This is a genomic window from Rhizobium sp. CC1099, from assembly GCF_029714385.1.
GTDB lineage: Bacteria > Pseudomonadota > Alphaproteobacteria > Rhizobiales > Rhizobiaceae > Rhizobium.
On record NZ_CP121642.1, the window covers coordinates 813,660 to 839,808 of the forward strand.

Below are 26,149 nucleotides of genomic sequence, written 5' to 3' on the forward strand. Positions count from 1 at the left end.
CCTTCGGTTTAGGAAACTGGTGTTTCCCACGGGGGCTTATGGAAGTGATGGATCGATTTGGTGCGTCTCTCACGGGCGAGGGCCGCTTGCGGTTACTTGTCGATGCCATCAGCGACTACGCAATCTATATGCTTAGTCCGGAGGGTCACGTCGCCACATGGAACGTCGGTGCTCAGCGCCTCAAAGGATATTCACAGGAAGAAATCATCGGCAGGCACTTCTCGAATTTCTACACCGAGGAGGACCGTGCTGCCGGTGAGCCGGAACGTGCGCTTGAAATTGCCCGCCGCGACGGCCGCTTCGAAAAGGAGGCCTGGCGCATGCGCAAGGACGGCAGCCGCTTTTGGGCGAACGTGGTCCTTGACGCTATCACGGACGATTGCGGGGAAGTAATTGGTTTTGCGAAGATCACCCGCGACATGACCGAGAAGCGCGAAATCCAACGTGCGCTCGATCAGGCACGCGAAGAGCTTTTCCAGGCGCAGAAGATGGAGGCGATCGGCCAGCTCACCGGCGGCATTGCCCACGACTTCAACAATCTTCTGATGGCCGTTCTCGGCAGCCTGGAGATTTTGAAGAAGCGGATGCCTGAACAACCGGAGCTGATGCCCCTCGTCGAAAATGCCATCCAGGGTGCGCAGCGCGGCGCTGCCTTGACGCAGCGCATGCTCGCCTTTTCGAGGCGCCAGGAACTGGCGGTCAAGACGATCGAGATTGCAGCGCTCATGGACGGAATGGCCGACATGCTGCAGCGTTCGCTCGGGCCGCTGACCATGCTGGAAATCGATGTGCTGCCGGGCGTTCCAACAATTGCCACCGATCCCAACCAGCTCGAAACAGCAATCCTCAATCTGATTGTGAACGCGCGTGATGCCATGCCGCGCGGAGGGAAAATCACTGTCAGAGCGCAGGAACGGACGGTAGGTGAAAGGGAAGGGATCCTTACGCCCGGTGCGTATCTTTGTCTTTCGGTCATCGACGGCGGAGAGGGCATGGACGAAGAGACACTTGAACAGGCGACGACACCCTTCTTCACGACGAAGGGTGTCGGGAAAGGCACCGGTCTCGGATTGCCGATGGTTCAAGGGCTCGCCGCGCAGTCAGGCGGCCGGCTCGTCTTGAAGAGCCGCCTCGGCGAAGGCACGGTCGCCGAGCTTTGGTTCCCTGCGGTCCTGGCACAGGACGCACCGGTAGAGCTCCCGGAAAAAGCGGCCGATCATCCCGGCCTTCCGCGCTCGCTGCGCATCCTGGCCGTCGACGACGACAGTCTCGTGCTCATGAACACGGTTTTGATGCTGGAGGACCTAGGCTACGACGTCGTAGAGGCGGCATCGGCCGCCGATGCGCTGGCCATCCTTTCCAGCGAACAGGTCGACCTTGTCATCTCCGACCACGCCATGCCGCGGATGACGGGTGCAGAGCTTGCGGAGGCGATCCGCCGTGATTGGCCGCACATGCCGATCATCCTTGCCACGGGCTATGCCGACATTCCGCCCGGCGGCGGCCTCATCGACCTGCCGCGTCTCGGCAAGCCCTTCTCGCAGGCACAACTTGCCGAGGCAATCGGCCGGACGATTGCCACGGCCGGTGCGTCCGAACCTCGCTTCGGATCACGAATGCCAGCAGGCCCGCCACCATCAGCGCCAAGCCAAACCATGTGATCGCGTAGACGAGGTGGTTGTTCGGAAAGACGATGCGTGTCAGTCCGCCGATCGGAAGGCCACCGGGATTGGGAGTGTTGTCGGCATCGATGAAATACTCGGCAGCGTCTGCCACATGCTTTTCCGCCGCGATTGCAGCTACATCGCGGGAGTACCAGCGGCCCGAGGCCGGGTCGTTCGATTGTAGCAACGAACCCTTCGGTTCCGTGATCCGCATCAGCCCTGTGATCGTGACCTGACTGGAGAGTTGGCCGGACGGCCGGGTTTGCGGATCGCGCCTGTCGGTTGGCACGAAGCCGCGGTTGATCAAGACCGTCTGGCCATCACCAAGCGACAGCGGTGTCATCACCCAAAAGCCTGGACCCAGTTCGGTTGAGGCATAGACCAGCGTCTCCTTGTCGTTCTGCAATGTGCCGGTCGCCGTTACACGGCGGTATTCGTCGTCTGCGGCATGGACTGCCCTTCCTGTCGGGGCCGGGGCCGGCTCGGCGTGGACCCGTTGATCGACCCGAGCAATGAGGTCACGTTTCCAGGACAGCCGCTCCACCTGCCAGAGGCCGAGAGCGACGAAACCTGCCGTCGAAAGAAGCATCAGGCTGCACAGCATTGCCAGCCGGATTGATGGTCGGCGCCGGTCTTTCGGTAAAGGAAAGCTGTCTGGCATGGCGGAAAACCTGCACGGGCGGCCTTGCCGCCGCCCGCTCGACACCCCTAGGGCATGTTCTTCATCATTTCAGGGCTCATCGGCATCATATTGGTATTCAGATGATGCATGACCCAAAGCGAGCCGGAAAGCGCGATCGCCACGATCACGATCGTGAAGATCAGCGCCATCATCGTCCAGCCTCCTTCCGAGCGGGTGTTCATATGCAGGAAGCAGATCATGTGAACGACGATCTGGATCGCGCCGAGCGCCATCACAAGAAAAGCAGTCACCCCCGGGCTCTCGAAGACACCGGCCATGACAAGCCAGAAGGGTATGGCGGTCAAGATGACCGAGAGGGCGAAACCGATCGTATAGCTCTTCATCGAGCCATGGCCTGCCCCGTGTCCGTGGCTATGGCCATGATGGGCTTCGTGTGCGTCCTCATGTGCGGGTGCTTGCGAACTCATCCGAGAACTCCCATCAGGTAGACAAAGGAAAAGACGCCGATCCAGACGACGTCGAGGAAGTGCCAGAACATCGAAAGGCACATGAGGCGGCGCCGGTTGGCCTCGATCAGGCCGTACATCGAAACCTGCACCATCAGCGTTGCCATCCAGATGATGCCGGACGTGACGTGCAGCCCATGGGTTCCGACCAGCGTAAAGAAGGCCGAAAGGAAAGCGCTGCGCGATGGACCTGCACCCTCGTGGATCAAATGAATGAACTCATAAAGTTCAAGACCGATGAACGCCGCCCCGAACAGGCCGGTCACCGCCAGCCACATCAGCGTGCCCGATTTGCTGTTCTTTTCCATCTGGAGCATGGCGAAGCCGTAGGTGATGGAAGAAAAGAGCAGCATCGACGTGTTGACTGCCACGAGCGGCAGATCGAACAGGTCCTTCGGCGAAGGCCCTGCCGCATAATTGCGGCCAACAACGCCATAGGTCGCAAACAGCACCGCAAAGATCAGGCAGTCGCTCATGAGGTAGAGCCAGAAGCCGAGATTTGTGCTGCCTTCGGGATGATGTTCTTCGGTGAGATAGAACTCAGGCTTTTCGGCCGTGTCGATAGTATGATCGCTCATGGTCATTATACCTGTGTCGCAAGCAGTTCGGTCCGCTTGCCTTCCGTTTTACTGACCTCTTCGGCCGGGATATAGAAGTCGCGCCTATAGTTGAAGGTATGGACAATGGTGACGACGAGCAGCGCCGCGGCGGAGGCAGCGACGAGCCACCACATGTACCAGATCAGGCCGAAGGCGAGAGCCACGCTGATGGCCGAAAGGATTGCCCCGGTGCCGGTGTTCTTCGGCATGTGGATCGGCTTGAAGCCTTCGAGGGGTCGTTCGTAACCGCGGTTCTTCATGTCGTACCAGCTGTCATGATCGTGCACCACGGGCGTGAAGGCGAAGTTGTAGTCGGGCGGCGGCGACGACGTCGACCATTCAAGTGTGCGGGCATCCCATGGATCGCCTGTATGGTCGGCAAGTTCCTCGCGCCTCATGAAGCTGACGACAAGCTGGACGAGGAACGACAGTATGCCGAGCGCGATCAGGAAAGCACCGAAGGCTGCGATGATGAACCAGATCTGCAGCGACGGGTCCTCGAACTGCGACACGCGGCGGGTGACGCCCATCAGGCCGAGCACATAGAGCGGCATGAAGGCGAAATAGAAGCCGGTCAGCCAGAACCAGAAGCTCACCTTGCCCCAGAAAGGATCGAGCTTGAAGCCGAAGGCCTTCGGGAACCAGTAGTTGACGCCTGCAAGCAGGCCGAACAGCACGCCACCGATGATCACATTGTGGAAGTGGGCGATCAGGAACAGCGAGTTGTGCAGCACGAAGTCTGCAGGCGGAACGGCAAGCAGCACCCCGGTCATGCCGCCGATGACGAAGGTCACCATGAAGCCGACGGTCCAAAGCATCGGCACTTCATAGCGGATGCGGCCGCGATACATGGTGAAGAGCCAGTTGAACATCTTCGCTCCCGTGGGGATCGAGATGATCATGGTCGTGATTCCGAAGAAGGAGTTGACGCTGGCGCCGGAACCCATGGTGAAGAAGTGATGGAGCCAGACGATATAGGAAAGGATGGTGATGACCACTGTCGCATAGACCATCGAGGCGTAGCCGAACAGGCGCTTGCCGCAGAAGGTCGCGACCACTTCCGAGAAGATGCCGAAGGCCGGCAGCACGAGGATATAGACCTCCGGATGGCCCCAGATCCAGATGAGGTTGACATACATCATCGGATTGCCGCCGAGGTCGTTCGTGAAGAAGTTCGTGCCGGCGTAGCGGTCGAGCGCCAGCAGCGCAAGCGTTGCCGTCAGGATCGGAAAGGTGGCGACGATCAAGACGTTGGTGCAAAGCGAGGTCCAGGTGAAGACGGGGAGCTTCATCATGGTCATGCCAGGCGCGCGCATCTTCACGATGGTGGCGATCAGGTTGATGCCCGAAAGTGTCGTCCCAACACCTGCAACCTGCAGGCCCCAGATGTAGTAGTCGACGCCGACCCCCGGACTGTAGTCGGCGCCTGAAAGCGGCGGGTAGGCAAGCCAGCCGGTGCGCGCGAACTCGCCGATGAAGAGCGACAGCATGATGATGATGGCGCCGGCCGTCGTCATCCAGAAGGAGAAGTTGTTGAGGAAGGGAAAGGAGACGTCACGAGCACCGATCTGCATCGGTACCACGAAGTTCATGAGGCCCGTGACGAAGGGCATGGCCACGAAGAAGATCATGATAACGCCGTGGGCGGTAAAGATCTGGTCGTAGTGGTGCGGCGGCAGATAGCCTTCCGATCCGTTGAAGGCGATCGCTTGCTGGATCCGCATCATGATCGCGTCCGAAAAGCCGCGCAGCAGCATGATGACGGCGAGGATCACGTACATGATCCCGATTTTCTTGTGATCGACGCTGGTGATCCAGTCGCGCCACAACGGACCCCAAAATCTGTAATGAGTAATGAGGCCGACCAGGGCGAGACCACCGATGACCACGGCTATGAAGGTCGCGACGAGGATCGGCTCGTGATAGGGGATCGCCTCAAGGGTCAACCGGCCGAAGATGAACTTCAGGAGGTCAGGATTGGAAAACATGGATTAACCCGTTCATTGGTGTCTTAGCGACGCAAAGCGCCAGGTTTTAATTGTTGCTGCCCCGTTGAGCCGGACTGCCGCTGCCGTGATCCATGCCGGGCATCGAATGACCGTCATGCTGCATCCCGGGCATGGTCTGCCCGCCCTGCTGCGGCTGGGCGTCAGGCTGCTGGCTGTTGCTGTCGGTGCCCTCGGGCTCTTGCCCGCTGCGTGCCGGCGTGCCGGTTGCAGGGAAGGTCGGGGCATTGGTGCGCTCACCCTGTTCGGCATGGCGGTTGTCATATTCCAGCCGCTCCCGGTTTTCGGCGCTCTCCTTGCCTGCGCCGCCCATCATGTCGATGTGCATCATCTCGTTCATGCACATCTTACCGGGCGTCGCGCACAGGTTGAGGATGGCCTCGTAGAGGCCGGCCTCGGCGCTGGCGTAGTAGCGCACGGGCTCTCGTTCGCTCGGCCTTTCGAGTTTCAGGTAGGCATCGCGGTTAAGCGCCGTACCTTGCGCTTTGACACGGGCGATCCAATCGTCGAAGCCCTGCTGGTTTAGGCCGTGAAACTTGAAGCGCATGTGCGAGAAGCCGTCGCCGCTGTAATTGGCAGAAAAGCCTTCGTACTCGCCTTCCTTGTTGATGACGGCGTGCAACTTCGTCTGCATGCCGGGCATGGCGTAGATCTGGCCGGCGAGCGCCGGAATGTAGAAGGAGTTCATTACCGAAGACGCGGTGATTTTGAAATTGATCGGAACGTCGACCGGGGCTGCCAGTTCGTTGACGGTCGCAATGCCGAGGTCAGGATAAAAGAACAGCCATTTCCAATCGAGCGCCACGACTTCGACGGAGAGCGGCTTCGCACCAGCAGGAATCGCGCGTTCTGCATCCAGCCGGTCAAGCGCGCGGTAGGGGTCGAGCTTGTGTGTGCTGATCCAAGTGATTGCGCCGAGCGCAATGATGATGGCAAGCGGCGCTGACCAGATCACGAATTCAAGGCGGGTGGAGTGATGCCATTCCGGATCATAGGTCGCCGCTGTGTTCGAGCGCCTGTATCGCCAGGCGAAGAACAGTGTGAGGAACAAGACCGGCACGATGATCAAAAGCATCAAGAAGGTCGAGACCAGGATAAGGTCTGCCTGTTGATTGGCGATATCGCCCGAGGGCGACATCACCACCAGATTGCACCCTGCCAGCATGAATAGCGGCAACACGGATAGAAGGCGGGAAAACTTCATCAGTTTTTGCACGTCTCTAAGCTCTTGTTGTTTCGTCCGAACCGCGACTAAAGCACGAAACGGCATGGTGACATGAGGTGTTTGGTCGCAGTGCAGCAAATATGCCGCGATGCGGCAGAATGTCATTTTACGGCTTTCTGAAAAATCCTGATCAATTCACGAAGGATTGTGCCGGGATCAAATGTTTTCCCGGCCTATATATCCGCAAATGCGCAGTTGGCCAGTTTCGCAAGCCGCCCCGTGCGCATTTTGCGATCTACATGCAATTTTGAAATGGATGATGAACTATTTGCGCCGTCCGGACTTGATAACCCGGCGGGTTTGATCAAGATCGTCTTGAGGCGCTTCGTAAAAGCACCTCAACGAGGGAGGCGTTAAATGGCTGAAACACAGGTACACTACGGACCGTCATCGCGCACGCTGGAACGCGACGCACGCAGAATTCACGATGACAAGCCGGTCTCGCCGGGCAGCATCGCGATCGGCGTCGTCATCGGACGCATGTCGGAATTTTTCGATTTCTTCGTTTACGGCCTGGCCTCGGTTCTCGTCTTTCCGCAGCTTGTCTTTCCCTTCGCGCCGGACCGGCTGACGGCGACGCTTTATTCTTTCGCGATCTTTTCGCTGGCTTTCCTTGCCCGCCCTGTCGGCTCCGTTGTGTTCATGACCATCGACCGCTTCTACGGCCGCGGCACAAAGCTGACGATTGCGCTCTTCCTGCTCGGTGGCTCGACGGCCTCGATTGCCTTCCTGCCCGGCTACAACGTAATCGGCTACTGGTCGATCGCCTTGCTTGCGCTTTTCCGCCTTGGGCAAGGCTTTGCCCTCGGAGGCGCATGGGACGGGCTTGCTTCGTTGCTGGCGCTGAATGCGCCGGAGCGGCACCGCGGCTGGTATGCGATGATCCCGCAGCTCGGTGCGCCGATCGGTTTTGCGCTGGCGAGCACCCTGTTCGGCTTCTTCATCGCCAATCTCTCAAACGATGATTTCCTCTCCTGGGGCTGGCGCTACCCGTTCTTCGTCGCATTCGCCATTAACGTCGTGGCCCTCTTTGCCCGCCTGCGTCTCGTCATGACGAATGAATTCGGCACGCTCCTGGAGCAGCATGAACTGGAAGCGGCGCCAATTGTCGATGTCCTTCGCATCCACGGTCGCGATATCCTGATCGGCGCCTTCGTCCCTCTCGCAAGCTTTGCAATGTTCCATCTCGTCACCATTTTTCCGCTTGGTTGGATGAGCCTTTACGGCAGCCAACCGCTCGGCACTTTCATGGTTGTGCAGATCATCGGTGCCATGGTCGGCATCGTCGCCATCATCGCCTCTGGCCTGATCGCCGATCGCATCGGCCGCCGCGGTCAGCTCGCCGTCTGTGCCGTGCTGATCGCGATCTTCTCCTTCATCGGTCCGATGCTGATTGCCGCCGGCGACACCGGTCAGGACGCATTCGTCATCATTGGCTTCGGCGTGCTTGGCCTTTCGTTCGGTCAGGCTACCGGTTCGATCTCTTCGCGGTTCGGCCGCGGCTATCGCTATACGGGCGCAGCCTTCACGTCGGATCTCGCCTGGCTGGTGGGTGCGGGTTTTGCGCCCCTCGTTGCACTTAGTCTGTCCAGCCGCTTCGGCCTGCCTTTTGTCGGCTATTACCTGCTTTCGGGCGCCATCTGCACGCTTGCCGCACTTGCCTTCAGCAAGGCGCTGGAACAGCGCGAGTAGCGACCACTGAAGCATGAAGCCCGCCGGCCTCGGTGAACTGACCCCCGAAAGTTGGACAACAGCCTTCGGGGGGGTTTCATGTCCGGAACTTGCCGAAGATTACTGAAGCGCCGCCTGCGGCTGCTTTGCAGCGCGTGCGGCCGTCAATTCCGCCGTCGTATGGTTCAGGCGGTCGGCAAGGACGCGCATGATCTCGACGGCAATTTCGGGAAAATCGCTGAGAAGCTTCAGGAAATGCTCCTTGCTGATGCGCAGCACTTCCAGTGGAGAGGTAGCACGGACAGTCGCGGTGCGCGACACGTCACAGAGGATGGCGATTTCGCCGACGATGGAATTAACGTCGACGTCGGCGACTTTTATGTCGCCTGCAGGCGAATTCACGAGAATATCGGCGGTGCCGGAAAGCACCACATAGGCCGCGTCGCCCGGATCGCCCTGGTGGAAAAGATCCTGACCGGCCTTGTAGGTCATCCGATCGGAGGTGAAGGCCAAAAGCTTGAGTTTCGCCGGGGCGATCCTTGCGAAGATCGGCACCCGCCGCAGCATTTCGACTTCATCTCTCAACAGCATGAGCGTCTCACCCCCTGCCGCTTCTCCTCGCCGAAGGAGAACGCGCTTTAAAAAACTCTACTGACATTCCCTCGCAAGAATGCCGTCTCAGCCGCTGCAATAGAATATTACGATAACAGCTCCTTGAACATCCCGTTTTTCTCGGAAAGTTCCGGATAGTTTCCCGCTTCCACTAAATCTCCGCGATTAAAAAGTAAAATCCTGTCGAAGATTTCTGCAAGTCTTGCGTTTGAAAGCACCCAGATGATCGCTGGGCGTTTACCCTCCTCGTGCAGGTCTTGGACGACGTTGCGGATGATCTGATCCTGCACACGCTGATCGAGCGCGGGAAGCGGCCGGTTGAAGATGAAATAATCCGAGCGCTTCAAAAGCGCGCGGGCGAGGTTGAGTTTCTGGCGCTGAACCATCGTCAATCGCTTGCCGCCGGAACCGACGTCAAACTCAAGGCCGATCGACAACACGTCGTCGTAAAGATCAAGCGCATCGAAGAGTTCGCTCATGATGGTGCGAATACGATCGGAAGCGTCCGCCTGCTGATAGGCGATACGGCCGAACAGCACGTTGTCCATCAGCGTTGCGGAGGAGGTGAAGCGCTCGGGATCGTGCCGCTCGATGAGAACGGCCAGATCATCCGGTATATGCTCGTGAAACTGCTTGCGGGCGCTCACGATCTTGGCCATCAGTTCATCGCTCAGCAAGCCGAAGCGATGGCGCGGCTCGATATAGGCAAAGCTCAGCCGGATGATCATCGAGCGCTCATCGATGCTCGCATCCTCGAACCGGCGGCTCTGCAATTTCTGCAGCAAGGCCTGATAGGTCGGAATATCATCCGCCGTCATGAAGGTCAGCTGCTGGAAAAAAGGGTGGTCGGGCGGTAGATCGTGGAAGAGTTCGACGGCGTTTTCGGCGATTTCCAGGCCCATCGCATAGAGGTCGTTGCTGAGGCCGGTATCGCGGAAAAGCTGCTGGAAATAGGGGTGTGCCGCAAGCTTGCGGTTGTTCATCATCGGTCGTTTCATCGTGCCGAAGAGCAGGTTTTCGCCGACCGTTGCCTGGGAATTGTAGTTATCGAAATCAAAAGGCACGACGATGGCATCGAGGCTCTCGTCCTTCATACGCCCTCGCAGCGACTGACGCAGATCGACGATGCGATCCGCAAGCGCCACATGCACTGTTGTATCAACCGTCGAGCGGAGGGCAAGGTCGAGAATGTCCTGCGAAATCAACACGGCATCGAGCACCGGTCGGATCGCCGTCAGCAGATCGTCCGGTCCGGTTGCCCCGGCGGCGTTGTAATCGACCCAGTCGCTGTTGAGATCAAGCGTCGGGTTGCCGGCCTTCAGCGCCTCGGCGGCATGCCATTTGAATTCCTGTGCTGCCTCGTCCTCGTAGTTGGGATCGGTCAGCGGTGCATGCTTGAGACCGTAAAGCAGGTTGTCGCGCAGCGTGCCGTGAAAAAAATAGCTATCGGCGGAAGCGTAGGAAATGCGACGGCCGGTAATCGATTCCGGCAGTTCCAGAAGGTCGCGGCCGTCGATGCTGATACGGCCTGAGTCCGGCCAGACGATGCGGCCGAGCGCTTCGGCGAAAGCCTCCGCACCGCTGCCGTTCGGCCCGACAATCGCCACTGTCTCGTTCGGCCTGATCTCGACCGAGACGTGGTCGACCAGGCGCGCGCCGCTATCGTCGCTGAGGGTGAGGTTGCTGACGACGAGGGCTGCCGTCAGCGGGCCGATTGCTTCTGCCGGGATTTCCTGGATGCGGCTGTCAATGAGCGGCTCGACATTGAACTGTTCATAGACCTGCTGATACTTGACCTGAACGTCCTGGCGCATCTGATCCCAGTCGATCAGTTCCTTCAACGGCCCCGGAAGATCCTTGTAGGCGCTGATGACGGCAACGAGCTGGCCGATGTCAAGGCGCCCCTGCAACGCGAGATAGCCGCCGATCGCGTAGAATAGGAACGGCGTCACCTGCGCCAGGAAGTTGTTCAGGAACTTCACCAGGAACTTCCACTGGTAAAGGTCGTAGCGGATCGAGAAGATGAGGCCGAGACGCGTGGCAATGTCGGCGCGTTCCAGGTTCGAGGTGTCATTGCCGTGAATCGTGCCGATACCCTCGACAATCTCGCCAACGCGGCCGGAAAGCTCGCGGGCTGTCAGCTGCCGCTGGCGGCCGAGCTCGAGCAGTCGTTTTCTCATGCGCGGAATGACGACCGCCTGCACGCCGACGATTGCGGCCGCAATCATGCCGAGCCAGAAGTTCTGGACAATGATGAAGGCAAGCGCCGTCAGCGCCTGGCCGCCGAGAAGGGCAGGCGAGACGAAGGCATCACCGGTGAAGCCGCCCATTGGCTCCACCTCGTCCTTAATCATCGTGGCAATTTCAGCCGATTTCACCCGCTTGAAATGGACGGGCGGGAAACGCAGCACCCGGTCGATGAGTTGGAACCGAATACGCCTTAACATCCGCTCGCCGAGGCGGCCTTTGTAGGTATTGATGTAGAATTTGAAGAGGCCGTTCAGTACGACGAGCGCCAGGAAGACGAGGCTCAGCGCCATCAGCATCTGAAGGCGGTTGAGCTGGAACCCCTCGAAGAACTCGACATGCCCGATCAGCGGGATGTCATAGGCAAGATGCATGAAGGTCTGGGTCGCATTCGCATTCTCGAAGCCATCACCTTGAATCGGGCCGTTGACGATCTGTTTCGGCAAATCGAAGGACAAGAAATAGGGGACCATCGAGACGGCAACGACAGCCAAAATCCAAAGCTGCTGTCGCCGCGTGTTCGACCAGATATAGCGGGCGAGGCTTTTTTCCATGCTAACCGTCAGCCTGATTGGAAAGGGCGGGCCGGGATAGGGGGCCATTCGTAAGGGGAGATGCCGAAAACAGATTCATGCAACCGGACCGCCGGGTATTGTAGGGAAATCAAGGCGAAGCGGATTGCTGTCGAATGCCGATTCTCGCCGGAGCTTCAGTTATATCACAGGATTTTCATAATAGGCGAGCGATTCAACCAAGCATCGAACGGATGATCGAAGCAGTTGTCTCGGCTCCCGTCAGATCGAGCGTGACGTCCTTTCTGGCGGGTGCTGCAAGCACGCTTTCGACTGCCGCTGCCACATGCTCTGCGGTCAGTCCTTGCTCTGGAAGAACTGCGGCAAGACCCAGTGCCTGCAAACGCTCGGCCCGCACCGTCTGCTCCGTTTCGCCGCCGGCGACAAAGGGGATAAGGATCGAACGACAATTTGTTCGCAGCAGGTCTCCGACCGTGTTGTAGCCTGCCTGCGAGATCGAGATTTTCGCGCCGCGCAGCAGCGAGGGGAAGTCCTTGCGGAAGCGCGCAAGCGTGATGTTGGCAGGTGCGGCCCGGCTCAGCCCGATAAAGTCCGTCTCCGGCAGATTGGGACCGGTGACGAGCAGCCAGCGATGACTTGCGGGCAGCATGGCTGCCGCATCGCGCGCCGCGCGGATGAGCTTCAGGCCGACGGCCCCGCCGCCAGCGGAGGCAATGATGTCGAAGACGTCGGTCGGAGCGGCGGCCGGTGGGGGTGCAACGAGACCGGTATATCGTACCTTGTCTGCGATTTCGGCCGTCAGCGGAAAGGTATCTTCAAGTCGCACAAAATCCGAATCACCGTGAACGAGCACGGCGTCGAAGTGACGTTTCACCAGGTCGACGGTTTCCTCGTCCCGGCCGGGCTTGCGGTTTTCTTGAAGGATGTCGCGCACCGAACTGAAGAGTTTTGGCTTTGGATCCGTCCTGCCGATCATATCGAGCAGCGGCAGCAGTTCGAAGCGCATCTGACGCCTGCCGAAGGGGAAGGCCTCGGTGATGACGGCATGCGGCCGCACCTCCTGAAATGCGGCAAGCAGCAGGTCGCGCCGTCTTGACAGAAAGGCGTCGCCGGCGACATTGCCGTGGGCGTCCGCCAGACCCGAAAAGCCGGCATTGCTGGCAACGACCGGCGGCAAGGCTATGGTCTTTATGCCTGCGCTGGGAAAGCCTGGAACTGGTAAGCCGCCTGTTGCGACCGTCACGTCAAAACCGTCCTTGACCAATGCGTCGGCAATGCGGCTTGCGCGCGCGATGTGGCCGATGCCGAGCAGGTGCTGGACGTAAAAGAGGATGCGTTTTGCGCTCATGAGGGTTGTTGCCATTCCTCTTCGAAGAGGTGTATCAGCTGCTTTATGCTGGAATGATAGTCGAAATGCTCACGCACGCGTTTTTCCGCCGCATCGCCCAGCCGTCTTCGCAGCGCCGGATCGCGGATCGCTGCCTCAAGCGCGCCAGCGAGCGCCATCGGATCTTCCGGTGGAACGACGAGACCGTTCTCGCCGTTTGTCAGCAGTTCCGGCACACCTGAAACATCGGTCGAAAGGCACATGAGCCGCTGGCTCGACGCCTCGACCAGCACATTTGGCAATCCATCCCTGTCGCCGTTGGCTGCAATACGGCAGGCAAGCGCAAACAGGTCGGCGCTGCGATAATGAGCGAGCACATCCTTCTGCGCCATCGCGCCTTTCCAGGCAATGTTGCCGGCAAGTCCGAGCTCCGCGGCGAGCGCCTTCAATCTGGCCAGTTCGTCACCGCCGCCGATGTGTTCGAAACGCCAGTTGAGGCTTTTTGGAAGCAGGGCAAGGGCGCGCAGCAGCACGTCGTAGCCCTTCTTTTCGACCGCCCGGCCGACGCTCAATAGAAAAACCGGGTCGGACGGATCGGTGCCATCCCGGTTGGAGTGCTGGCCTTCGAAACGGCCGAAGCGGGCCAGATCGAGGCCGTGATAGCTGAGGTGTATTGCATCCGGCCGCCCGGTCAGGCTTCGCATATGCTCCCAGCCGCTCCTCGTGCACGTTACCGCCCAGCGGGCGGTGCCAAGCTTGGTGTTCAGCTCCCAGTCGGGTGACGTCCAAATGTCTTTCGCATGGGCCGAGACGGTCCAGGGCACGCCTGTCAGGATGCTTGCATAATCGGTGACAGAAGCAGGTGTATGGATGAAGTGTGCGTGCAGCCATTGGCCGTTATCGGGCCACTCGCGGGCAAGCACCAGCGCCTGGCCGAGGCGGCGGAAGCGGTTGCGCGACATATCGCGTGGCAGATCGGTCAGAAAGCGTTTCATCAAGGCCTTGAAACCCGGCTTTCCAAAGCCGGCAAAAAGCCCCTTCAGGACGCGCAGCGGCTCTTCGTGCAGGTATTCCGGCAGGTAGACGACGCGCGCCTTGATCTCGTCATGCACCGGGTGGCGTTTCGTGTCGGTCGGCCGCCTCATCGAAATCAGCGTCAGATGGAAGCCCGCTTTTTCCAGGCCGAGCAGCTCTTGGGCAATGAAGGTTTCGGAAAGGCGCGGATAGCCTTTCAGCACGACAAGAATCTTGCGGCGCTCCGGCAAGGCTTTGATCTTATTCTGCGCCGACGACGGCAAGATGGCTGCCGCGATTGTCGAGCCAGTGGCCGACGGTCTGCGAAATATGGTCGAGCCCTTGAAGTTGCATATCGCGTCCGCTCTTTGATGGTGGCAGGCGTTGCGGCAGCCGTTTCAGTGCCTCTGCCATGATGGCCGGATCAGCCGACTGATCGGGCAGAAGCACGTCCACAAGGCCGAGTTCGCTGGCGCGCTGGGCACGCAGCAACTGCTCTTCCCGGGGCTTGACCCGCGGCACGACGAGGGCCGGCTTGTCGAAGGACAGAATCTCGCAATAGGTGTTGTAGCCGCCCATGGCAACGACGCCCGTGGCGCCGACCATGAGTTCTTCCATGTGGTTGTCGAACTCGATCACTTCGATATAGGGGATCTTTTCGCCTTTCCTGACGAGTTTCGCGCGCTCGACTGCCGGCATGTAGGGTCCGAGCACGACCAGCGCTTTCTGCTCAAGCGTCGCATCATGCTCATAGGCGTTCATCACGTCATGTACGAGGTCGGAACCATCTCCGCCGCCGCCGGTGGTGACGAGGATGTAATCGTCCTTGCGCGCGTTGACCGATGTCTTGCCGACCGAAACGCTGCGTTGCAGGAAGCCGACGAAGTCCATCTTCCGGCGCACGCTGTGGGGAACGTCGAGGCCGATCAGCGGATCGTAAAAATCAGGCGGCCCGTAGACCCAGACGCTGTCGTAATACTGGTCGATCTTCTGCATGATACCGTTCCTCTTCCACTCGGCATCGAGCAGATGCGGCGCATCCATGATCTCGCGCAGACCGAGCACCAATGTCGTGCCCCGTGCCTTCAGATAAGCAAGCGTGTCCTCGATTTCGCCTTTGAGGCCCATCGGCTCCTTGTCGACGATGAAGATGTCCGGCTGAAAGGTCTCTGCCGTATGGCGGATGCTCGATTCGCGCATCTTCAGCGTTTCGTGAAGATCGATATGGCTCGCCATGGACGTATATTCGCCGTTGTGAAGCTTGATCACGCTGGGGATCTTCACGAAGTCGACGCGCGCCCGGTAGTCGAACGCACCGGCAATCGTTGCGCCGGAAATGATCAGCACATTGAGACCACGATAATCCTCGACCAGCGCATGTGCAATTGTCCGACAGCGGCGCAGGTGGCCGAGGCCGAACGTATCGTGGCTGTACATCAGAATGCGAGCATCTTCCACGCGTCTGGCCATGGGTATTTCCTTCGGGGCGAACAACATAGTTAGGCCCCCAGTCTTCCGGAGGGCGAGACACGGCAGAGCGGCAAATCTCCACCAAGCCTGCTGCTATTTGTAGGGATCTGCTGCATCGCGCAACCCATCTCCCAGAAAGTTGAAGGCCAAAATGACAAGAACCACTGGAATAATCGGGAAAAGCAGCCACGGATAAAAGGCAATGACGCTGACGCTCTTGGCCTCGGTGAGCAAGATACCCCAGCTGGTGATCGGCGGCCGAAGGCCAAGCCCGAGAAAGGAAAGCGCCGTTTCGCCGAGGATCATGCCCGGGATCGAAATCGTCGCCGAGGCAATCAGATGCGACATGAAGCCGGGAACAAGATGCCGCGCGATGATGCGGGGCGTGCTTGCCCCCATCAGCTGGGCAGCCTGCACGTAATCCTCTTCGCGCAGCGCCAGAAGCTTGGAACGCACAGCACGCGCAAGCCCGGTCCAATCGATGATGCCGAGGATTACAGTAATACCGAAATAGATGACGATCGGGCTCCACGTCACCGGCATGATGGCTGCAAGAGCCATCCAGAGCGGCAGGCTCGGCAGCGACTGCAGCACCTCGATCACCCGCTGGACGATCAGGTCGAAGACGCCGCCCCAATAGCCGGCAAGGCCGCCGATGACGATGCCGAGCACGAAGCTGATTGCGATGCCGATCAGGCCGATTGTCAACGAAATCCGGGCGCCGTAGAGGATACGGGAGAGCACGTCGCGGCCGAGGCGATCGGTGCCGAGCAGGTACATCTGGCCGCCTTGTGCCGGGCAGACAAGATGCAGATCGGACTGAACGAGGCCCCAAAACTTATAGGAATCGCCACGGCAGAAGAAGCGGATCGGCTGAACGTCGTTCGGATTGTCGGTGTAGACCCGGCGCAGCGTGTCAAGGTCAAGTTGCATCGTGCGGCCATAGACGAAGGGACCGACGAATTCGCCCTTGTCGAAGAGGTGCACGCGCTGGGGCGGGGAATGGATGTAGTCGACATTGCGCGTGTGCAGGCCGTAAGGCGCCAGAAACTCAACGACCAGTATCATCAGATAGACGACAAGCAAAAAGATGCCGGAAGCCAGCGCTAGACGGTGCTGCTTGAACTTCCACCACATCAGTTGCTTTTGGGAAGCAAGGTGAATACGCGAACTGGCAGCCGCCATCGTTTCCGTGGCGATGGGATCGAACGGTGCGGTCGAGACATAGTGCTGCAAGGGAGCGCCGGGCGGTGGCAAGGGCGACATTATTTGGTGCTCCTGCCTTGCAGACGGATGCGCGGATCGAGGAAGCCGAGGGCGATATCGGAAACCAACACGCCGATGACGTTCAGGAAGGCAAGGAACATCAGGAAGGAGCCGGCAAGGTACATGTCCTGGCTCTGCAGTGCCTTTATCAGCATCGGGCCAGTCGTTTCGAGCGACAGCACGATGGCGACGATCTCGGCGCCGGAGATGATCGACGGCAGGATCGAACCGATGTCGGCGACAAAGAAGTTGAGCGCCATGCGCAGCGGATATTTGATGAGCGCACGGGTCGGATGAAGACCTTTGGCGCGCGCAGTCGTCACATATTGCTTCTGCATCTCATCCAGCAGATTGGCACGAAGGCGGCGGATCATGCCGGCCGTACCCGCCGTGCCGACGATGATGACAGGGATCCACAGGTGGGACAGGATCGATCGCGCCTTCTCCCAGCTCATAGGCTCGGAGAGATATTTCTGGTCCATCAGATGACCGATCGAGATGCCGAACCAGATATTGGCGAAATACATCAGGATGAGTGCCAGCATGAAGTTCGGAATGGCAATGCCGAGCAGCCCGAGAAACGTCAGTCCGTAGTCGCTCCAGCTATATTGATGGGTAGCGGAATAGATGCCGATCGGAAAGGCGATCAGCCACGTCACCAGGATGGTCGTGAAGGAAACGAGGATCGTCAGCCACAGACGGTCGCCGACCACTGCGGAAACCGGCAACTGGTATTCGAACGAATAGCCGAAATCGCCGTGCAGCATGCCGCCGACCCAATAGAAGTAGCGGATGATCGTCGGTTTGTCGAAACCGTATTGCTGCCGCAGCTCTTCGATTTCTTGCAGGTTCGCGCTCTCGCCCTGTGCGCGCAGCTCGGCAATCTGGCTTTCGAAGAAATCGCCCGGCGGCAACTCGATGATGGTAAAGACGAGCGCCGAAATCACGAGCAGTGTGGGGACCATGGCGGCAATCCGCCAGAGAATATATCTCAGCACGTCACGCCTCCTTCAGCCAGAAAGCATCCGGCATGTAAATGCCGAGATAAGACGTTGGATCGAAGCCGTAGAGCGCCCGCTCCGGCACGTTCTGCATCTTGGCAGAACGCAGGATCGGCTGCAGCGCGCCATTGATGAGCCCGATCGAAAACACCTGCTGCGTATAGATCGACAGCATCTTGTGCCAGATCGCTTCGCGCTTGCGGAAGTCGGCAGTGGCACCCCACTGTTTCAGGAGGTCGACGAGCTCGACCGCCTCAGGCAGGTCGGGGGCGCTGCCCTCCTGGCCGGCAGACAAATAGTACATGCCCCAGATCGGCCATTGCAGCTGATCGTCGACGGTCGGCGCCAGCTGGCTTGGCGCCATGTCGGCGGTCGGAACGCCGTTTTCAATGCCGAACCACGTCGACATCATGATCGTGCCGCTCATGGCGCGGCTCTGAAAGACGTCACGCTGCGACGTTCGCGTGTAGAGCGCAAGCCCGATATTCTTCCAATGATCGCGGACGAGTTCGAGCACGTCGGTATCGAGTGTGCTTTCGCCGGAAGTTTCGACGGTGATTTCCGCTCGCCGTCCGTCCGGCAGCAGGCGGAAACCTTCGCCGTCACGCGCTTTGAGACCCAGTTCGTCAAGCAGGCGGTTGGCTTCATCCGGATCGAACTGAATGAAGGCGTCGGCGTATTCTTGCTTATAAAGCGGGCTGTCCTGCAAAACGGTGTCGGCGCTCGGCTTGCCGAGGCCGTAGAAGGCGACCATGTTGATTTCGTGCCGGTCGATCGAAAGTGACAGCGCCCGGCGGAAGCGAACGTCGCGGAAGAGCTTGCGCCAGGTTTCGTCGGCGCAATTGAGGTTCGGGAGCAGCGCGATGCGCGATCCGCGCGCCTGTTTCCAGAGATTGACTTTGACCGGGAAGCGCTTCTCGGCCTCTTTGAGGAAGGTATAGTCGTTGAAGTCGATGCCGGTCGCCTGCAGGTCGGATTCCCCCGCACCCGCTTTGGCCGCGATGATCGACGACGAGCTGACGTTCAGGATGAAGCGGTCGATATAGGGCAATTGCATGCCGTTTTCATCGACGCGATGGAAGAACGGATTGCGCACGAAAACGAATTGTTCGGCTGGCGGCGCTGTCGTGTTGCGCCATGGATCGAGCGTCGGCAGCTCCGGATTTTCCGGACGCGAGGCGCGCGACATCTTGATGTGCAGATCAACCCACTTCTTCACCCGGTTTTCCCGCATGAGTGCGGAAAGCCGGAAGTCATCCTGGTATTTTTTGTGGAACTGCTTGAGGTAATGGGCGGGACCGAAGATGACGAGCGGCAACGGGCCGGCGAGCGCCGGCAGGAAATTCGGGTTGGGATTGTCCCAACTATAGCGGACGGTGAATTCGTCGAGCACCTCGAAATGCGGAAGCACGCCCTGCGGACGCAGCTCCAGCGCCCCGCCGCCGGGCGTCAGGGATTTGTTGGAAATGACGTCTTCCCACCAGTAACGGAAATCGTCGGCCGTGAAGGGATGCCCATCGGACCACTTGTGGCCTTCGCGTAGGTGGAAGGTGAAGATGCTATCGTTTTCCGATGTATAGCCGCCGAGAATGTCGGCCTGGAACCGCAGGTGCTTGTCATACCCGACAAGACGCGAATAGCCGTAAACGGTCATGTAGCGGATGTCGCGGGCGGCGCCGATGATGGTGCGCACAGAACCGCCGTAGACGCCGGGCGTCAGGCCGGCCTCTTTCATGTTGATGATGCGCGGATGCTTCGGCAATCGCTCGGGCATTGGCGGAATGCGATCTGCTGTCAAAAGGTCACGCAGGAATTCCGGCTCAATATCGCGGTCGCCCATATCACGTGCAGCAGCCGGTCCGACGGCTGCGCCAAGAAGGCCGCCGAGAAAGGTTCGGCGGGTTACCATGCACGCAGTTCCTTTGCATCTGCACCCTTGCGGGCGCGCACCAGATGACCGTTGCCGAGATCGGCATAGGCAAGTTCGGACGCATCGTCATGTTCGGCGGTGAAGGTGATGCCCCAGTTCTGTTTGTCGGCGGCGCCATTTTTGCGCAACGCTTCGAAATCGAGCGGCCGGTCGAGATCGGGGAAGGGGACGGCGGCAAGCAGCGATTTCGTGTAGGGATGCACCGGATCCCGCAAGATGATCTCGCGCGGGGCGATTTCGACGATGCGGCCCTTGCACATCACGGCGATGCGATCGGCCATGTAGTCGACGACGGCGAGATTGTGCGAAATGAAGAGGTAGGTCAGGCCGAGCTCTTTTTGCAGATCCTTGAGCAGATTGAGAATTTGCGCCTGCACGGAAACGTCGAGGGCGGAGACCGGCTCGTCCAGGATGATGAGTTTGGGACCAAGAGCCAGGGCTCGAGCAATGCCGATGCGCTGGCGCTGGCCACCCGAGAAGCTGTGCGGATAGCGGCTCAGGTAACGCCGGTCGAGGCCGATAGCGCCCATCAGCGCTTCGACCTTCTGCTTGCGTTCGGCGCTGTCCCCGCGATCGTGGATTTCCAGCGGCTCGCTCAGGATGTTGCGCACCGTCATGCGCGGCGACAGCGACGAGACCGGATCCTGAAACACCATCTGGATCTTGGTTCGCAGCGCCTGCAAATCGTCGCCCTTGACGGAAAGGACGTCGATCACGTCCTTGCCGTCATTGAAGATCACGGAGCCGCCATCGGGCGTGATTGCGCGCATCAGGATCTTGCTGACGGTGGTCTTGCCGCAGCCCGACTCGCCCACGAGCCCCAGACATTCGCCGCGCCTAATATCGAAACTGACGTCGTCGACGGCCCGCACGACTGCCGCTTGACCTCTGCCGAAAAGACTGCGCTTGCGCGTCGCAAACGTCTTGGAGAGATTGTTGACCGAAAGCAAAAGCTTCGGCCCTTTCGCACCCACCATTCGCTTTTTGCCGAGGAACGATTCCAGATTGACCGGAACATCACGCAGCGCTTTCAGCCGCTCGCCCGGCTTCATGTCAAAATGCGGCACGGCAGCCATCAGGCCCTTGAGATATGGATGCTGCGGATCACGAAATATCGCATTGACGGGTCCAGCTTCCATGATTTCGCCGTGATAGATCACGACGACCTCGTCTGCCATGTTGGCGACGACACCGAGATCGTGTGTGATAAGCAGCATCGCCATGCCGAGCTTATGCTGGAGGTCGCGCAGCAGCTCGAGAATTTGCGCCTGGATCGTCACGTCGAGCGCCGTGGTCGGTTCGTCGGCGATCAGCAGAGCGGGTTTGCAGATCAGCGCCATTGCGATCATCGCGCGCTGGCGCATGCCACCTGAAAGCTCGAACGGATACATGTCGTAGGTGCGCTGCGGATTGGTAAATCCGACCAGGCCAAGCATCTCCTCGGTTCTTTTGCGTGCCTCGATCTTGTCGGCATCGGTGTGGATCAGCAGCACCTCGCTGATCTGGTTGCCGATGGTGTGGAGCGGCGAGAGCGACGTCATCGGCTCCTGGAAGATCGTCGCCATGCGCTTGCCGCGCAAATCCCGCATTTCCTCGCTGTCGCGGCCGAACTGCAGGATATCGGTGGTCTCGCCGTTGAGCGGATCGGTGAAGAGAATGCGGCCGGTCGCCTTTGCGGCGTTCGGCAGGATGCCCATGATCGACTGGCTGATGACCGATTTGCCGGAGCCGGATTCCCCGACAAGTGCGGTCACCTTGCCCGGAAGAATGCGCAGTTCAGCATTCTTTACAACGCGCAGCTTGTCTCCGAACACTGAGAATGAGACGTCGAGATTCTCGATGCGCAATAAGTCGGACGCGGACGCCATACCAACGATATTCCCCAGTCTCTTTTGTGTTCCCGTTAAGGCACACTATCGTACCGCAATCGGGGTGTCCAGTTGATGACAGGGCATGGGGAACCGACACGTTTCGTCTGATTTACAAAAGCAAAAACAAGCATTTCAGCCGCAGCTTACTGAACGAATCCCTCGGCCGTCGCGCGATTGGCCTGCTTCTTGGCATCGCGGTGGAGGAGGATGACCTGTTCGGCTTCGGAAAGGCCATTTGGCGCGACTTCGCGGAAATCCCCGTCGATGGCGCGTGCCGGTGCGGGCGCGCGCGGCTGAAGGATCGTCACCTTTTGGCGGATGCCGCGCAGCTTCTCTTCACCAAGCGTCGTCCATTCACCGCCGCAGTAACCGGCAAACGCCTGGCTTGCGACGACCTCGCGATTGTACTTCTTCGTCAGCGCCTGCAGACGCTGGACTTCGTTGACGGCCGAACCGAAGGCCGAAAACGTCAGGCGGTCCTTGAGGCCGACATTACCGAGCATCACGTTGCCGATATGCAGTCCGATGCCATAATTGATCGCGCCAAGACCTTTTTCGGCGCGTTCGTTGTTGAGCTCGGCAACGCGGGCCTGCGCCTGATGGACGGCAGAAAGGGCCGCCTGCGAGGCGATCTTCGACGGATCCTTATGACGGCCGCAGGGGTAGACGGCGAGAAAGCCGTCACCGAGGAAGCTTAAGATCTCGCCGCCGTTGCGGTTGAAAGGTGCTGCTATCGCGTCGAAGAACTCGTTCAGCGTGTCGATATAGGCCTGCCGGCCTTCCTTTTCGGCATACATCGTCGACTGGCGCATGTCGCCCATGACAAGGGCGGCCCGAATCGTTTCTCCGTCGCCGCGGCGGATCTGGCCGTTCAGCACGCGCTTGCCTGCGTCGCCGCCGAGATAGGTCGTCAACATGTTGTTAGCGAGCTTGCCAAGCACGGCCATCTTGGCGGCGACGGCCAGATGGTTCTGCATGCGCAGCAGCGCATCGATCATGTCGTCGGAAAAGCCAAAATGATTGTCCGTCGACCACGAGCCCATCATGCCCTGGACGGAACCGTCGCCGAAGGGCTGCACGAAGGCGAGATAGTCGGTGATCTTCTCGGCGCGCAGGTCCTCGAAAATCGGGAATTCCGCAGTGCCATCAAGCGAGATGCGGCGGCGGATATGCTGTAGATTGTTGTCGAGAAGATAGTAATACGGGCTTTGGAGAAAGCGGTCGGGCTTTGCGCCCACCGAATGGCGGTAGCCTTCGATCGTGACGCCGCTCGCACGCCGCCAGGTGAAGCCCAAAGCGTCATAGAGCGGATGAAGCATCGAAAAGGTCAGGTGCACGCGCGCGATCGGGAGACCGGCGGCAGCAATCCGCTCGCAGAACCCGCGAACGATGTTTTCGAGATCATCACCGGCAAGCGAGGAATTTGTCAGCCATTCGGCGACGCGGTCCAGAAGGATGGAGGACACGCTGGATTCGATCGTGCTCATTCTTGGTATTATCCTCATAAAGCACGTCCGTTCCTGAAGACGATAGAAAACCGGCCCGCGGCACTGTCGTGCGCAGGGCGGAAATTCAAGATGGACGAGCGGTATTATCGTGTCAACGATCTGCCGAGGAACCGGCAGACGTACCTGTCAAACCCACAAAAACCGGGAGGACGGGCAGCCCTTTCCGTCATTCACTTATTCGATTTAAATAGGCGCGCCGGGAATGCGAAACAATGGCATCGGCGCATTTTTCTCCGCTTGGACAATCATCTCGAGCAGCTTGCGAGTCTTTTCGGTCACACCGGAAAGACCTGCCCTGGCAGATGCGGGGCCGATGCGGGCAAGGCGATCACGCCGGCTTCACATCGCCGTTGGAAGACGGCGGGTTTCAATCTCGGCGATCTTGCATTATCTCACGGCCTAACTTCCTCTTATTGAAGAGATCTGTCTTGGCCAGCCCATCCTCCTTCGCCGACCTTTCCGCAAAGATTAAAGACCGCTCGGCCCGTGCGGGCGTCATCGGGCTCGGCTATGTCGGCCTGCCGCTGGCGATTGCAATTGCGCGAAGCGGTTTTGAAGTGACTGGCTTCGACATCGATCCGAAGAAGATCGTAGCGCTCGATGCCTGCAAATCCTATATCGACGCGGTGGCAGACGAGGCATTGACCGCCGAGAGGGAGGCGGGCCGCTTTTCGGCGACGACGGACTTTGCTGGCCTTGCAGCCTGCGACGTCATCGTCATCTGCGTGCCGACACCACTTACGAAGCATCGCGATCCGGATCTTTCCTATGTCGAAGCGACGTCACGCTCGATCGCAGCGCATCTTCGTGCCGGTCAGCTCGTCGTTCTGGAATCGACGACCTATCCCGGCACCACGGACGACGTCGTGAAGGTCATCCTGGAAAAGACGGGCCTGAAATCGGGCGTGGATTTCTTCGTCGGCTTTTCTCCAGAGCGCGAGGATCCCGGCAACCAGCACTATCACACCGCGACCATTCCGAAGGTGGTCGCTGGCGACGGCGCGGAAGCGCTAGACCTGATGAAAGCCTTTTATGGCGCGGCGGTGAAAACCGTGGTTCCGGTTTCTTCCAACGCGACGGCCGAAGCGGTGAAGCTTACGGAGAACATCTTTCGCTCGGTCAATATTGCACTCGTCAACGAGCTGAAGACCGTTTATGCGGCGATGGGCATCGATGTCTGGGAAGTGATCGACGCGGCCAAGACCAAGCCGTTCGGCTATATGCCGTTCTATCCTGGGCCCGGACTCGGCGGCCACTGCATTCCGATCGATCCGTTCTATCTGACATGGAAATCCCGCGAGTACGAACTGCCGACGCGCTTCATCGAACTTGCAGGCGAGATCAATTCGGCGATGCCGCGCTATGTCGTCGGCAAACTTGCAGAAGCACTGGATATCCGTTGCGGGAAGGCACTGAGCCGCAGCAAGGTTCTGGTCCTCGGTCTTGCCTACAAGAAGAATGTCGCAGATATCCGCGAGAGCCCGTCGCTACGCCTGATCGAGATCATTGAGGAGCGCGGCGCCAAGGCGGATTATCACGATCCGTTTGTGGCTGAAATTCCGCCGACCCGCGAACATCAGGCCTTGAAAGGACGCAAATCCGTGGCGCTGGCGCCGGAGGTCTTGGTAGATTACGACGCTGTGCTGGTCGCAACCGATCACGATGAGGTCGATTACGCCACGCTTGTCAAAAACGCGCCGCTGATTGTCGACACGCGAAACGTCTTCAAACGGCTCGGCCTTTCGGCAGGTCACGTCATCAAGGCGTGACGCTTGCCGCCGAAACAGCCTTGCCGGTGATCTTGGCGGCGGCAACGGCATAGCCGCCGTTTGCGCCATCTATGAAATGCATGTGGTCGCGTGAGAGCGGCGTCGGCACGAAACACGTCATCAGCGCTGATTTCTGCCGATGCAGGCCGTAGCGGGCAATGCCGCCGGCTTGCGCTTGATCGAGCAGCTTTTCGATCCGCCTCAGACGTGCGGCATCTACATCGATCGTCATCTTCAGCCCGTCGTCGAATTTGCGGAAATCCGAGTTTCCGGCAACGTCCTCCTTGTAGCGCTGGGCGTCGAATTTGCCGAGCGGCATCCCGATTTTATAGAGCGCGGAAAGGAGGGCGAGCTGAAGCACGATGAAGAGCTTTGTCAGGAAGCGTTTTCCCTTCGGTGCAGTCACCTTGACTTCGCGATCGATGCCTTTCATCGAAAAGGACAGCTTGGGACCTTCCGGGGGTATCGGATGGCCGCCTCGGCCCTGCTCGGCGGCAATCGCGACGATTGCCGTGACCAGTTGCTGAAACTGCGCGCCTGCACCCATTGCGCCGGCAACGGCAATGATGGAGACGATTTCTCCATGTCGCGATTCAATCGGGTTCCAGCGGCAGGAGAGGCCGGCGAGGTCCGGCCGGGTGCCTGGCGCGGCGCGCGCAACGGCGTAGTTGCCGTCTTTCATCTGCCGTTCGGCCCAGCTGTTGCCGCCTCCTGAAAACATCGCGTAGCTGACGTAGGGGCTCGCGGAATAACGTGCGATCATGACATCGAGACCTTCGCGGCGGATATCGGCGAGCGGCACGACGGCGGCGCGCAAGATGAAGCCGAGCTCTTCTTCGGCCCAGATCTGTACGGCTGCGAGAGCATCGCGCGCAATCATTTCGAGTGATCCCGGCAGAGCGATGAGTGCCCCGTCGCCACCGAAGACGAAGGGATAATCGCCCTTGCTGACGGCATTCAAGACGGCGGAGATAACAGAGGCGCCCGCCATGTTGACGTCCTTGTAGCGTCCGGCTTCGATCGCCTGCGTCGACCCGACGATATCAGCAAGCGCCAAAATCCAGCCGTCCGGCAGTGGCCGGTAGTTTCCAGCATCGGTCACGTCCTCGAAATCGGTGAAGACCGGCACTGTCGCGAAGAATTGTTGATCCGGAACGGCATTCATGATCCGACCTTATCACAGACGCGTGTCGCCGCGGCAACGGCATTTTGATTTACGGTGGTCGACTTTGCGCGGTTTCATGTGATAGCACCGGATTGCAAAAATGAATGACGGACAAGGACATA

General features: G+C 59.4%; 19 protein-coding genes and 1 pseudogene. 4 read left to right on the forward strand and 16 right to left on the reverse strand.

The genetic code is table 11. From position 1 onward, the window contains the following. Positions 1-77: 77 nt before the first annotated feature. Positions 78-1,580 (forward strand): annotated as a pseudogene (locus QA644_RS25065) (response regulator); the annotation flags it as partial. Here the strand turns inward: QA644_RS25065 and QA644_RS25070 are convergent. The 5 genes from QA644_RS25070 to cyoA all read right to left on the reverse strand — a co-directional run bounded on the left by QA644_RS25070 (position 1,507) and on the right by cyoA (position 6,634). Continuing rightward, the gene (locus QA644_RS25070; protein WP_283074021.1) at positions 1,507-2,268 is read right to left on the reverse strand and encodes an SURF1 family protein; all 762 of its coding nucleotides are present in this window, start codon (positions 2,266-2,268) and stop codon (positions 1,507-1,509) included. The pseudogene QA644_RS25065 and the gene QA644_RS25070 sit on opposite strands and share 74 nt — an antisense overlap. A gap of 104 nt (positions 2,269-2,372) precedes the next feature. Beyond that, complete coding sequence (cyoD, locus tag QA644_RS25075; RefSeq protein ID WP_074071569.1) at positions 2,373-2,774, reverse strand: cytochrome o ubiquinol oxidase subunit IV; 402 nt, start codon at positions 2,772-2,774, stop codon at positions 2,373-2,375. After that, positions 2,771-3,391 carry a cytochrome o ubiquinol oxidase subunit III gene (gene cyoC / locus QA644_RS25080; protein WP_074073032.1) on the reverse strand — a complete coding sequence of 207 codons (621 nt, stop codon included), beginning with the start codon at positions 3,389-3,391 and terminating at the stop codon, positions 2,771-2,773. The genes cyoD and cyoC overlap by 4 nt, the downstream gene beginning before the upstream one ends. 5 nt (positions 3,392-3,396) lie before the next feature. Next, positions 3,397-5,400: a cytochrome o ubiquinol oxidase subunit I gene (cyoB, locus tag QA644_RS25085; RefSeq protein WP_239601057.1), complete on the reverse strand. Its 2,004-nt coding sequence runs from the start codon at positions 5,398-5,400 to the stop codon at positions 3,397-3,399. A gap of 46 nt (positions 5,401-5,446) precedes the next feature. Then, complete coding sequence (gene cyoA, locus QA644_RS25090; protein WP_283073739.1) at positions 5,447-6,634, reverse strand: ubiquinol oxidase subunit II; 1,188 nt, start codon at positions 6,632-6,634, stop codon at positions 5,447-5,449. Between the two features lie 366 nt (positions 6,635-7,000). Between cyoA and QA644_RS25095 the strand changes: the two genes are divergently transcribed. Next, on the forward strand, positions 7,001-8,335 hold the full coding sequence (locus QA644_RS25095; RefSeq protein ID WP_239601055.1) for an MFS transporter: 1,335 nt from the start codon (positions 7,001-7,003) through the stop codon (positions 8,333-8,335). Positions 8,336-8,434: 99 nt separating this feature from the next. Here the strand turns inward: QA644_RS25095 and QA644_RS25100 are convergent, their stop codons facing one another. The 10 genes from QA644_RS25100 to QA644_RS25145 all read right to left on the reverse strand — a co-directional run bounded on the left by QA644_RS25100 (position 8,435) and on the right by QA644_RS25145 (position 23,072). Then, a complete protein-coding gene (locus QA644_RS25100) occupies positions 8,435-8,905 on the reverse strand; it encodes a Crp/Fnr family transcriptional regulator (protein ID WP_239601053.1) in 471 nt (156 codons plus the stop codon). A gap of 107 nt (positions 8,906-9,012) precedes the next feature. After that, positions 9,013-11,727 (reverse strand): ABC transporter transmembrane domain-containing protein, encoded by a 2,715-nt coding sequence (locus QA644_RS25105; RefSeq protein ID WP_283073740.1) that lies wholly within the window; start codon positions 11,725-11,727, stop codon positions 9,013-9,015. Positions 11,728-11,920: 193 nt separating this feature from the next. Then, entirely contained in the window at positions 11,921-13,054 is a 1,134-nt protein-coding gene (locus QA644_RS25110; protein WP_283073741.1) for a glycosyltransferase, read from the reverse strand. Beyond that, positions 13,051-14,298 (reverse strand): glycosyltransferase, encoded by a 1,248-nt coding sequence (locus QA644_RS25115; RefSeq protein WP_283073742.1) that lies wholly within the window; start codon positions 14,296-14,298, stop codon positions 13,051-13,053. Before QA644_RS25115 ends, QA644_RS25110 begins: the two co-directional genes overlap by 4 nt. Before the next feature lie 10 nt (positions 14,299-14,308). Further along, on the reverse strand, positions 14,309-15,517 hold the full coding sequence (locus tag QA644_RS25120) for a glycosyltransferase family protein (protein WP_074073034.1): 1,209 nt from the start codon (positions 15,515-15,517) through the stop codon (positions 14,309-14,311). A 93-nt stretch (positions 15,518-15,610) separates the two neighbouring features. Continuing rightward, on the reverse strand, positions 15,611-16,783 hold the full coding sequence (locus tag QA644_RS25125; RefSeq protein WP_074071575.1) for an ABC transporter permease: 1,173 nt from the start codon (positions 16,781-16,783) through the stop codon (positions 15,611-15,613). Beyond that, entirely contained in the window at positions 16,783-17,781 is a 999-nt protein-coding gene (locus QA644_RS25130; RefSeq protein ID WP_074071576.1) for an ABC transporter permease, read from the reverse strand. The genes QA644_RS25125 and QA644_RS25130 overlap by 1 nt, the downstream gene beginning before the upstream one ends. 1 nt (position 17,782) lies before the next feature. Further along, a complete protein-coding gene (locus QA644_RS25135) occupies positions 17,783-19,693 on the reverse strand; it encodes an ABC transporter substrate-binding protein (RefSeq protein WP_283073743.1) in 1,911 nt (636 codons plus the stop codon). Then, the gene (locus tag QA644_RS25140) at positions 19,687-21,582 is read right to left on the reverse strand and encodes an ABC transporter ATP-binding protein (protein WP_283073744.1); all 1,896 of its coding nucleotides are present in this window, start codon (positions 21,580-21,582) and stop codon (positions 19,687-19,689) included. The genes QA644_RS25135 and QA644_RS25140 overlap by 7 nt, the downstream gene beginning before the upstream one ends. Positions 21,583-21,728: 146 nt before the next feature. Beyond that, positions 21,729-23,072: an adenylate/guanylate cyclase domain-containing protein gene (locus tag QA644_RS25145; protein WP_239601046.1), complete on the reverse strand. Its 1,344-nt coding sequence runs from the start codon at positions 23,070-23,072 to the stop codon at positions 21,729-21,731. A 90-nt stretch (positions 23,073-23,162) separates the two neighbouring features. On the opposite strand from QA644_RS25145, the gene QA644_RS25150 reads away from it, so the two are divergent. Together QA644_RS25150 and QA644_RS25155 are read left to right on the forward strand one after the other, a co-directional pair. Then, complete coding sequence (locus tag QA644_RS25150) at positions 23,163-23,510, forward strand: hypothetical protein (protein WP_283073745.1); 348 nt, start codon at positions 23,163-23,165, stop codon at positions 23,508-23,510. Positions 23,511-23,521: 11 nt separating this feature from the next. Next, positions 23,522-24,862, forward strand: a complete 1,341-nt coding sequence (locus QA644_RS25155) for a nucleotide sugar dehydrogenase (RefSeq protein WP_283073746.1) — start codon at positions 23,522-23,524, stop codon at positions 24,860-24,862. On the opposite strand, the gene QA644_RS25160 is transcribed toward QA644_RS25155, so the two are convergent. After that, on the reverse strand, positions 24,852-26,027 hold the full coding sequence (locus QA644_RS25160; protein ID WP_283073747.1) for a DUF3095 domain-containing protein: 1,176 nt from the start codon (positions 26,025-26,027) through the stop codon (positions 24,852-24,854). The two genes, QA644_RS25155 and QA644_RS25160, sit on opposite strands and share 11 nt — an antisense overlap. Positions 26,028-26,149 lie beyond the last annotated feature (122 nt).